The organism is Streptomyces sp. AHA2 (assembly GCF_036857595.1).
Classification (GTDB): domain Bacteria; phylum Actinomycetota; class Actinomycetes; order Streptomycetales; family Streptomycetaceae; genus Streptomyces.
Window position 1 is genome coordinate 340,056 of the sequence record NZ_JAUQWJ010000008.1, and the last position, 10,764, is coordinate 350,819.

General features: G+C 70.4%; 8 protein-coding genes. 5 read left to right on the forward strand and 3 right to left on the reverse strand.

Annotation, left to right across the window (positions count from 1 at the left end; genetic code table 11):
* Positions 1-4 precede the first annotated feature (4 nt).
* From Q5694_RS19375 to Q5694_RS19390, 4 genes are all read left to right on the forward strand, one after another.
* Positions 5-709, forward strand: coding sequence for a Crp/Fnr family transcriptional regulator (locus Q5694_RS19375; protein WP_333934396.1), 705 nt, complete (start codon positions 5-7; stop codon positions 707-709).
* A 109-nt stretch (positions 710-818) separates the two neighbouring features.
* Positions 819-1,604, forward strand: coding sequence for a hypothetical protein (locus Q5694_RS19380; RefSeq protein ID WP_333934397.1), 786 nt, complete (start codon positions 819-821; stop codon positions 1,602-1,604).
* On the forward strand, positions 1,601-3,619 hold the full coding sequence (locus Q5694_RS19385) for a hypothetical protein (RefSeq protein ID WP_333934399.1): 2,019 nt from the start codon (positions 1,601-1,603) through the stop codon (positions 3,617-3,619). The genes Q5694_RS19380 and Q5694_RS19385 overlap by 4 nt, the downstream gene beginning before the upstream one ends.
* On the forward strand, positions 3,616-4,392 hold the full coding sequence (locus Q5694_RS19390; protein WP_333934400.1) for a hypothetical protein: 777 nt from the start codon (positions 3,616-3,618) through the stop codon (positions 4,390-4,392). The genes Q5694_RS19385 and Q5694_RS19390 overlap by 4 nt, the downstream gene beginning before the upstream one ends.
* 148 nt (positions 4,393-4,540) lie before the next feature.
* On the opposite strand, the gene Q5694_RS19395 is transcribed toward Q5694_RS19390, so the two are convergent.
* Positions 4,541-5,134 (reverse strand): transposase, encoded by a 594-nt coding sequence (locus tag Q5694_RS19395; protein ID WP_333934401.1) that lies wholly within the window; start codon positions 5,132-5,134, stop codon positions 4,541-4,543.
* 202 nt (positions 5,135-5,336) lie between these two features.
* On the opposite strand from Q5694_RS19395, the gene Q5694_RS19400 reads away from it, so the two are divergent.
* Positions 5,337-7,211, forward strand: coding sequence for a hypothetical protein (locus Q5694_RS19400; RefSeq protein ID WP_333934402.1), 1,875 nt, complete (start codon positions 5,337-5,339; stop codon positions 7,209-7,211).
* 627 nt (positions 7,212-7,838) lie between these two features.
* Here Q5694_RS19400 and Q5694_RS19405 read toward each other — a convergent pair.
* Both Q5694_RS19405 and Q5694_RS19410 read right to left on the reverse strand, forming a co-directional pair.
* Positions 7,839-8,660 carry an SDR family NAD(P)-dependent oxidoreductase gene (locus Q5694_RS19405; RefSeq protein ID WP_333934404.1) on the reverse strand — a complete coding sequence of 274 codons (822 nt, stop codon included), beginning with the start codon at positions 8,658-8,660 and terminating at the stop codon, positions 7,839-7,841.
* A 177-nt stretch (positions 8,661-8,837) separates the two neighbouring features.
* Complete coding sequence (locus tag Q5694_RS19410; RefSeq protein WP_333934433.1) at positions 8,838-10,730, reverse strand: SWIM zinc finger family protein; 1,893 nt, start codon at positions 10,728-10,730, stop codon at positions 8,838-8,840.
* Positions 10,731-10,764: the final 34 nt, after the last annotated feature.

The window sequence follows — 10,764 nt, forward strand, 5'->3', positions numbered from 1 at the left end:
CACGGTGAACTTCCTCTCCCTCGTCTCTCCTGAGGTATGGCGCGACTTCCTCGAACGCGGGCATCGGCGCACCTACCGGAGCGAGGCGGTGCTCCTGGCACAGGGCGAGTCGCCCGACGGTGTGATCGCGCTGATCGATGGTCTCGTCAAGGTGGTGCAGGGCAATGAGGCCGGGGACCGTCTGACGTTAATGCTTCGCGGCCCCGGCGAAGTCCTCGGCGAGATGGGCGTGCTGCTCGAGCGGCCGCGTTCAGCGACCGTAACCGCGGTACGCCCCTGTACCGGGGTCGTCATGGCCGCACACGCCTTCCGTGGATTCGTGACCCGGCATCGCCTGGAGCCGGTCGTGTACCGGCTGAGCGTGGAACGGCTGAACAGCCAGGAGCGTCTGCGCGCCGACCTTGCTCATCTGCCGCCGCCGGCGCGCCTGGCACGGGTGGTCGTCTATCTCGCGGACGAGGTCGGTCACCGCGACAGGAGTGGTGGCCTTGTCGTCGAACTCGGCATACCCAGAGAGGACTTGGCCACGATGGCGGGCATGAGCCGGTCATCAGCGTTTGCCGCCCTCGCGCGTCTCCAGTCCGACGGCATTGTCACGCTCGGCCGTCGGCGGCTCGTTGTCAGAGATCCTGCCCTGCTGAGAGCCGCAGCCCAGGACGACGGGATGGGTGACGGCGACCGACCGCCGCGCCGAGCTCCTGTGATGTGACGTGCGGCACGCCCATACCGTCCAGCGCTGGACGGTCGGCTCCCCGCTCCTCAAAAAGGGTGGTGCTCTCCCCACCGCATGGGCGGGGAGAGCTACGAGAGGAGCGCGCATGCTGCCGTCATGGGAGCCGTTGTGGCCCTACCGGGCCGTGCTGGCCGTCGACGCCAGGGACTTCGGATCACTCGACAGCAAAGGGATGCAGCGAGTCAACGCCGACATCCCACCTCTGCTGGCCCAGGCGCTGAGCGCTAGCAACGTCAGCGCGCACTGGGAACGGCGCGTGTTCGGCCAGCACACGGGCGATGGCTACGTCGCCGGCATGGACCCCGAGGTCCTGCCCGCGCTGGTGGGGCACTTTCCCGACGCACTGCGCCAGGCGCTCTCCCGTCGGCGGGCCGAGAACCCCCACCTCAAACCCCTGCAGCTGCGAGTCAGCATCCACGTCGGCCCGTTGCCTCAAAGCGGTCTGGGCGTGCCCATGGTGCACACCCACCGACTCCTGGACGACAAGGCGCTGCGGGCGGTGCTCGAACGTGGCCATCCCGAGATCACCAACACCGCCGTGATCGTCTCCCAGCGGGTGTACGAGGACGTCTTCGACAGCGGCTGTGTCAACGACGACGTATTGCCGGCGCACTTCCACCGGCATCTGGTGAGGGTGAAGAAGTTCGAGCAGCCTGCCTATCTGCACCTCCCGGGCTTCGACTGGGGGCTCGCGGACCCGGACATCTTCGAGCCGTCCACAACGGCGGGGGGTGAGGAGGAGCCGGGAGCCGAGGCGCTCGTGGCGTCGGCGCCCACGGCTCCGGCGGGTCCCGGCGCGGTGACTTTCAACCAGTACGGCGAGCACGGCAAGCAGGGCTACAACTTCTACGACAAGCGGGGGCGGCAATGAGCGACCTCAGCAGCGAAGCACCCGACCCGACGTACCACGGAATCGATCCGGTGGGGCCCAAAGCGCACGAGGATCCGGCCGGCGCGCCGCCGTCGAACGCGTCGGAGTTCCACCAATACGGCGACCACAGCGTCCAGGCGGTCCACTACGCCGTACACCTGAACGGTGACTACGTTCACCCCCTGCCCATCGACGGCCGCGACCCCGCTTACCGTGCGAGCGAAGACGGGCGCTTCGTCGAGCCCCGGGAACCGAACCGTCTGCCCGACGCCGCCAAGATCCTCGAAGCGCACGGCGTCGTGGTGCTGTGCGCCCCCGCTGGCAGCGGCCGGCGGACCGCGGCGGTACGGCTCCTGCGCCATACGGCGGGACCGCAGGAGCCGGAGCTGTTCGACCTGGAACCGGAGTGGACCAAGCCCGGGACCCAGTGCCTGCCGGTGCGCTCGGCGACGGGCTACCTGCTCGACCTCTCCGACCTCCCGGACGAGCCGCCCGCCCGCTTCGGCCAAGACTTGGTCCGTCATGGAGCGGCGCTGCGTAAACAGGAATCTTTTCTGGTCGTGCTCGCCACCCCGGGCGACTGGCAGGGCGCATGGGCGGATGCCACTGGCGACGTCGCCGTACGGCTGGAGCCCCCCGGTGCGCGGCGCCTGGTCGAGGCCGAGCTCGACGCGCACGGTCACGGGGACCGGCTGGCCTGGCTGACGGACGAAAAACTTTCCCCGATCTGGGAAGCCGACCCGTCCGCCCGTGAGGCGTGCCGACTGGCCGTACTCCTCAGTGCGGTCAACGGCAGGGAACAGCTCAAGGAAGCGGTGGACCGTTTCGGGGACTGGCATACCACGGTAGAGAAGCTGCTCAACAAGCGCGGTGCGGTGGACGGGAGTCCGTCGTTGCTGTCCACTCGGGTCACGGTGTGGGCGGGGGCGCTGCTCGACGGAGGGCGGCGCGGTTCCATCGTCCGCGCGTCCGACGACCTACTCGCCTCGCTGGGCCAGGCCCGCGGGCCGGCCGATGTGCTCACCGACGCGACGTCGTCCCGTCGGCTCCAAGCAGCCGAGATCGAGCCCGTCGGCGAACGTGCCCACCACGACCGCACGTGTCAGGGGCTGCCTGCTGCCATCCTGCGTCATCTGTGGGACGAGTTCCCCACCCAGCATGACCTGCTGACGACGTGGGCGGTCGGTGTCGCCGCGAATCGGTCCGTCCCGGAGGACGACGCCCGTCTGGCAAGCGAATCCCTCCTGCACCTGGCGGTACGTCGGCACGACAGGAAGGTGCTCGACGCTCTCGCGACGGGGCTCACCGGCCCTCGGCGTATCTTGGCCGTCGAGGCGCTCACAAAGGCCGCAACCGACGCCGAACTCGGCCGCTACGTCCGGGACCGACTCCTCAACTGGGCAGAGTCCAACAACGCCGAGAAGGTCGATCTGGTCATCGACGTCTGTGGCGGGCCCTGGGGCCTTGAGCAGCCGGCGCTCGCCCTCACCCGCCTGGGCAAGGCAGCGGGCGGAAAGGAGTTCGGCGCCGAGAAGCTGGTCGACGCCTTCCGGGAGCTCGTCCGGCACGCTCCTGGCCTCGTGGACAAGACGGTCGTGCAGTGGTTGAAGAAGCATGGGGTCGAGGCCGAGGGAAAGGCGCACCGCCAGGCTTTGGGGGCCTTCCTCGCACTCGTCTCCAGTGACACGGGTACGGACCTGGTCCTCGTCTCAGCCCGCGACGCGTCCAGCAGGGAGCACTTCGTGCGTGCCTGGCAGACGCTGCTGTCCACCAACGACGCAGTGGACGCCGTACTCGACCAACTAACCCGGTGGCAGGAGCGGTTCGAGCACGACGCCGACCAGAGGGACACGCTGATCGCCGTGCTTGCGGAGGTCTTCGCCCCGCCGCGGCTGCGGTTGCGGCTCGACCGGCTCCTGGTGGCCGACGGAGCGGTAGTCCGGCCGTTCTGGCGGGACATCCTCGGCCACGCCATGCAGCACTACAGCCTCGTCCGGAAAGCGTCGGAGGCATGACCGATCGTCCCGGTCCGTGGTGGAGACGGCGGGTCGGCCGGTTCACGGCGTACTGGCCCACCTGCCTGCCGGGCGTCCGCTTCCTGGCGCGCGGCACTCTCACCCATCAGATCCCGCCCAGGGCGACCGGGACCCACCACGGGGTCGCCGCGCGAGCGGCGGCCCGCCTGGCCCTGGACGAACTCGGCCGCGGCATCGCCGGGGAGCACCAGCCCGAGGAACTGGAATGCGCTCAGCAGAGGCTCACCCTGGCGGTCTCGCCGTGGCACAGCCCCGACGGCTATCCCGGCCTCTGGCTCAGGGCACGACTCACCCTGCTGCTCCCCCAGCAGGACGCCGACCAGGCCCAGAGGCACCAGAACGCCCTGCGCGATGTTGAACTCCAGCTCGCGCAGGACCGGTTGCGTCGGCAGGAGCTGGCTAGGACCGTGTGCACCGACGGGGACAGCGCCCGCCTCTGGTGGCTGGAGCAACATCTGGACGACCTGTCGGCCCTCAACTGGGCATCGTTCAGGGACACGATCCACCCTTTGGTGGGGACGTCGGTCACCGAGCGCACCCAAGCCGAGCGGCTCGCCCACACCCTCCTCTACGTCTGGGAGCGATTGGACGACGTGCCGGGACGGCAGGCGCGGTTCATGGCCACGGCCCGCACGCTCTTCGAGCAGATGGGTTGGGCCGACGGATTCCCCTGGCCGTCACCGTCCGGCGATGCAGAGCCCGTGGCGCCGTCCCCAGCAACCGTCCCTTTAGCAGCGGAGGATGAGCAGTGAAGACCTCCTTACTGCGCTGGCTGCTTGACCCGCTCACCAGTCTGCTCGCCCTACGCCTGTGGTCCCGGGAGCGCGGCCGCAGGCCGTATGACGCGGCGTGGCGACTGGCCAGGGTCATGCGCCACCCGGACGAGCTCGTGTACCGCGTTCACGGCCACCGCCCCGATGATCCTGGAGACGCGCTTCCTTGATTACGGGCAATGCTGCTGCGAGACACGAGCCAAGTGGGCGCGGCCTGATCATGCCGGCGAGCCGGACATGTCGAAGGGACGCCCCTATAACGTGGGGGGCGGGGAACCGGTCTGACCGGGTTGAAGACCTCGCGGGCTGCGTATCGCTTGAGGCATCGGATGATCTCACGGCGGGTCTTGCCCTCCTGGGTGCAGCGTTCGTAGTACGCCTGGGTGCGTGGGTCGTGACGTAGCCGGGTGAAGACGATGCGGTGCAGGGCGGCGTTGGCCTGGCGGTCGCCGCTGTAGTTGAGCCGGCGTGTGCTCCGCCGGCCGGAGGAATATTCGATGGGGCTGACTCCGCAAAGGGCGGCGAAGGACGCCTGGGTGTTCAGTCGCTTGGGGTTGTCTCCCATGGTGATCAGGAGAGTGACTGCGCTGTCCGGGCCGACGCCCACCAGTACGAGAAGCTGTGGGGCACGGTGTTCGACGAGCCGGGTCAGGCGTTGGTTCAGCTCATTGATCTGCGCCGTGAGCTGTTTGATGCGCTCGGCGAGCGTGCGCAACGTCATGTGGGTGGCTTGGCGTCCTCGTCGCTGCCGTCGTCGCGTGAGCCGAGACGCGCGCAGCGGCTACATGAGGCTGCGCATCCTGAACACGCCCCGCGTCCTGTCGGCCCGTCCCCAGCTGCGCATCGATGTGTGAGATCTCAGTTCGCTGTACCTGGGCGATCGCAGTGAGCCAGCTGCTGAACAGCGGTGACAGACTGCGTCCATGAGTGAGGGTGAGACGCGCGCTGGTCGGACGTGGGCTGATGAGGTAGCGCAAACCCTGCGAGGCAGCAAGATCGACGCCTCGCAGGAGGAGTTGAACTGGCCGGATGCGCTGGAGCAGCTGCGTGCGCGGGCTGGCGACGGACCCTACACAGGGCGTCAGCGGCAGCCTTGGCAAGCAACCATTGCCGATCTCACGCATGCTGCCAGCCAATTGGGCCCGGCGGTACGCCAGCAGCTGGAGCCTCGGCTCTCGGATCTCCTTGCCGCACTGGCGACGCCGCCGAACGCCAGCGCCACGGACCGCATCGCCAAGACGGCACGGCTGGCCGATGAGCTGCTCACGCAGGCGGATAGTGGGCAGTTGCTGCCCGCGGCATGGCGGGACTTGCTGGGATCGGTGCGTGACAGTGCTGGCTTTGACGCACTCGACGGGCGCCAGGCACTGCTGCAGGTGTTGTTGCAGCGCTCACAGCATCAGGCCGATCGGTTGTGCCGCCAGTTGTCCGGGGTGATGCGCGATGATGCAGTGTCTGTGCAACGGGCTCAGATGCGGCTGGGCGATCTCGACGTCATTGCTCCGTTGAGAGACAGTGTGGGTTCTGCGGCCGGGTGGAGCGCGCAGGCGCGTGCCGATCTGTGCGAGCGGTTGGTGGCGGCCGGGCCCCTCACAGCCCATCACGTGGTGTGGCACGCGTTCAGACGGGCGGCCATCAGCAAGATGGTCGAGGAGTATGGTCCCGTCACGTTGTACGACGGCGAATGGCTGCGTGGGAATCTGCTCAATGACGGGCCATTCAAGAGCGATCTACCTGCCGAGGCAACGGCCGACGACAGCTTCTTTCCCGCGGAAATGCTGCCTGATGGGAAGGACGTGGTAATAGCCAGAGTCGATTTGGGTTCCGGAGCCCGGGCCGATGCGGCGGCCGACTCCCGGGTCCTGGTGCAGTCTCTGGTTCTGGCGGCCGCATTCCCCAAAGACCGGCATGGCTGGGAGCTCTACAACGGCTACATCCATTCCGCCGATGGTACTTGCGGCTGGGAGGTGTTTCGTCTGCTCGATGAGGACATCGAAGCCCAAATGCCATACGGGCCGCTGGACATAACTGCCAGACGCCTATCCGAGATGGCACCGCGCATAGCTCCACACTTGTCGTCTGGGCTTGCAGACCTGTCCGGTGTGGTTGACGCCATCGGCTGGTGGAAAGCCTCCGGCGTGCAACCCCCGTACGCCTCAGTACTGCTGGACGTACGCATCCTGGAGACCGTTGCAGGGATGATGTGCGGGCTTGGAGACACCTGGTACGGGTATCTCGACGCCTACCACAAAAACGGATGGGTCCGGCGCTCCATGTCAACCGAGCTATTCCATGTGGTGTGGCATGCGCGCGATGACGTTCACTGGTGGAGCCCTCAGGAGCAGGAAGCGGTCATAACGATCCATGACAAGCTACTGCGTCATGGCAGTTGGGAATCCAGCGTCGACATGGCCGAGGTGATTTCCGCACTTCCTGTGTTGGCAGCAGCTCTACCGGAACACACCCTGCAGCATCGCCGCACCGCTGCCGCAGCCCGCCGGATCTCTACCCCTGAAGGAGTGCGCGCCTGGTATACGGAGCTGGAGAACAGATGGACGCGAACTCTGGGTCGGTTGCGGCTGGTCCGCAACGCCCTCGCCCACGGCGGCCCGGTAACCGCGGCCGCCGTCGCCAGCGTCGCCCCGGTCGTACATCAACTAACTGGACAGGCACTGCTGTTCAGCCTCACAGCATTCACAGAAGGAACGGCTGCGGTTGACGGGCACGGGGCGTACCGCGATCGATCCGATGTGTGGGCCCGGGGCTGTCTATCAGGTAGTGCAACCTACAAGCCCTAGCTAGTCGATCCGCCTAATTGCTCCCGCCCCCACATGACCAGCCGTTCCAGGAGGAGCGCGTACCTCTCTTACGGACGAGTGGGCAAGGTGCGATCGCAAATCAGGCGCGCCCCCGAAAGCGTCACAGGCGCACAGACGCCTAAGGCGCCAACCGCATCGTGCGCGTCGGCGCAGCTGGTCGCATGACGAAGCTGCACCGGAACGTTCCGGTGCAGCTTCGTCTCGTAGACCCGGGCAGAGGTCCCCCCAGGGTGCTGCCCAGCGGGTGTGCCTCTATCACCGGCGCTGTCACGTGCCTGTCACCATCTACGCCGACCCCTCCGGACCGCGACGCCTTGACCTGCTATTACGCACCCACCATGGACTGACGTGGACGCCCATAGACGGTCTCTACAACCTGTGCCAGGTCGTGCCGAGCGAGGGGCCGAGGATGAGGACGGGGGCGTCCTCCGGCCCGTCACAGCGGTATTGCAGGGTGTTCGGTGGTGTCGCGCTCACCCTTCCGAGCCTCTCATCTCTCGCCGTGGCCCCGGCAGCGGGGGCCTGTGTGCGGACCGGCCACATCGTGCCACGAGGGCCGCGGCGGCACGGTGTCGTCCGCGACGAGCGCATCCGCGACGGGTGCGGTCAGCCGCCGGTACCGGTGCGCGGGGTGAGGGCGTAGTCGAAGGCCAGGGTCCCCGGGTCGAGGGCCGTCGCCCCTCCGTCGACGGTGAGCACGGCGCCGTTGACGTAGGACGCCGCCGGGGAGAGCAACCAGGCGATCGCCCGGGCCACTTCGCGGGGCTCACCGGGGCGGCCGAGGGGCAGGGGCCTGGTCGCCTCCCGGTAGGCCGCCTCGATGCCGCCCTCCCCCAGGTCCGCCTCCTCGGCGAAACGTGCCATGCGCCGGTCGGCCATCTCGGTCCTGACCCAGCTCGGGCACACGATGTTGGCCCGCACCCCGTCGCGGCCGTGGTCCACGGCGACGGAACGGCACAGCTGCAGCAGGGCCGCCTTGGAGACCGCGTACGGGGTGTTGCCCGGCCCGTTGAGGAGGGCCGAGACCGAGGCGACGGCGACGACCGCTCCCCGTGAGTCCAGCAGGTGCGGGATCGCCGCGCGCAGGAGCAGCAGCGGGCCGGTGACGTTGGTGCGCATCACCTCGTCCCAGTCCGTCATCGACAGCTGCCCGACCGTGCCGCCGCGTCCGATGCCGGCGTTGAGCACCAGTCCGTCGACCCGCCCGTGGGTGTCGAGCGCGGCGCGGACCAGACCGTCGGCGGCCTCGGGATCGCCCACGTCCGACGGGTACGCCAGGACGCCCGTCTCCTCGGCGAGCCGGCGCAGCGGTTCGGCCCGGCGCCCGGAGACCACGACCTCGTGGCCCTCGTCCCGCAACAGCCGGGCGGTGGCCGCCCCGATGCCGGAACCCGCACCGGTCACGATGACAACGCGCTTGTCCGTCACGGTCGTTGAGCCCTTCTTCGGCGGAGGATTGCGGGCGGTCCGATCGTAGACGGGGCGCCGGCGGGGCGGCGGGTGGGCGGGGCGGGCCTTTCCGGTCCGCCGGTCCGCCGGTCTGCCGGGCTGCCGGGCTGTCGGGCGTGGGCGTCGGGGCCGACCGGTGTGCGGGCCGGGTGGCCGTCAGACGTCGCCCGGTGCGCCCAGGCCCGTCAGGGCTCCCACCGGGTCCAGGTCGGGGGTGCCTCTGGGCCACCAGTCCTCGCGGCCGGGCTCGGACTCGTAGGCGTACCACAGGCCGTCGCGGCCCAGGCGGAGCTGGATGTGGCCGCGGGGGTGGGTCAGGTGGTTGCGCCAGGGGCGGAAGGCGGGCAGGTCCGCGGCGAGGAGCAGCGGCCGGGCCCGGTCGAAGCGGCCGGCCGGCGGGTCCCACGGTTCCTCCAGCACGGCCAGCCCTTCCGGTCCGCCCTGCCGCCAGGCGGCGACCGCGCGGGCCAGGTCGGCGACGGAGCGGCCGGCCGCCGAGGCGAGGGACGCGTACAGCGCACGGCTGCCCGCGGTGAGTCCCGAGCCGGGGCGGGCCGCTGCCAGACGGACCGCGTCCTGCCAGAAGGTCAGTTCGCCGACGGGGTCGCGGCCGGTGGTGAGCAGGGCGTGCGCCCGGGCGGCGGCGTCCGTGGCGAGCTGGTCCAGCGCGAAGGGGTCCGGACCGCCCGGGGAGGCGGGGTACGCCGGGGGCTGCTCCGGGTGCGGGGGCACGGGCAGCGGTGCGGGCAGCGGCGGACGGGCACCGGCCGCGAGTACCTCGGTGGCCCGCACGCCCGGTGCCGGCGCCGGTTCCTTGTCCTGGGCGGCGCGCGCGGCCCGGGTGGCGCTCAGCCGGGACAGCGCGTCGAGCAACTCGCGCTCGCCCCGTCCGCGCAGCAGGAGCAGGACGAAGGGATCCGCGTCGAGCAGCCGGGCCGTCTGGTAGCAGAGGGCGGCGGCGTGCTTGCAGGGGTGGCCGCGGTCGGGGCAGCTGCAGTGCGGCTCCAGGTCGCCGGGGCCGGGCAGCAGCGGGGCGCCGCAGTCGGCCAGGGACTGGGGCATCTCCTTGTCGAGCAGCGCCGCGATGTGGCCCGGGCGGTCGGCGGCGGCGTCCAGGAAGCGGTCCCAGTCGGCGCCGCCGAGCGTGCGCAGGCGGACCTGGACGCGGTACGGGCGCGGGCGGCTGCCCTGCACGTACGCCAGGACGAGACCGGGCGTCACCGTGATGGCGTCGACGTTCCCGTGCTCGGCGTACCCGCGGCCGCGCTCCAGCCGCTTGCTGTCCAACGCGCCCTGTTCGAGCGCGGACACCCAGGCGTTGCCCCACCAGCTCGCGGCGAACGTCTCACCCTCCCGGGGCGGGAAGGGCGGGAAGGTACGGCGGAGGTCGCCGTCGCGATCCGGGGCGGCCATGGAACGGCGCGAGCCGGCGCCGGACGACCCGGCGGACGGAGACCGCCCGGAGGACCGGGGCGTCGCGGGCGCCGAGGTGGCGCGCGCGGCGTACGGCGGACGGGGGGCGGTGCGACCGGGGGCCGGGGATTGCGGGTCGCGGGGGCGGGCGTAGGCCGGGGCGGGAGTGGGGCCTCGGGTGCCGGGGCCTTCCGGGTCGTGGGGACGGGGGTGCTCCGGGGCGGTGGCGGTGCTCCTGGTGTCGGGGTACTCCGGGTCACGTGACCCGGCGTGGGCCGGGGCCGTGGAGGGCGCGGGCGTGGCCGGGCCGTCCGCGTACGGAGCGGGGTCGGTCTCCCGGAGCGCCGGGGCATCGATCGCCTCGGATGCGGTGCCCGCGTCGACGCCCCGCGGGCCCGGCCCGTCCGGTGTGCCCGACAGTTCCCGGGCCCGGCGGTCCGGCACGTCGGACCGCTCCGGCAGGTCCAAGTCCCCTCCGCCGGGCACGCCGGACCCCTCCGGCAGACCCAGATCCTCCCGGTCCCGCGCTCCCGGCCGCCGCGACGGGTCCGCGTCCGGCCGCGCCAGCACGTCGGACCGCTCCGGCAGGTCCAAGTCCCCTCCGCCGGGCACGCCGGACCCCTCCGGCAGACCCAGAGCCTCCCGGTCCCGCGCTCCCGGCCGCCGCGAC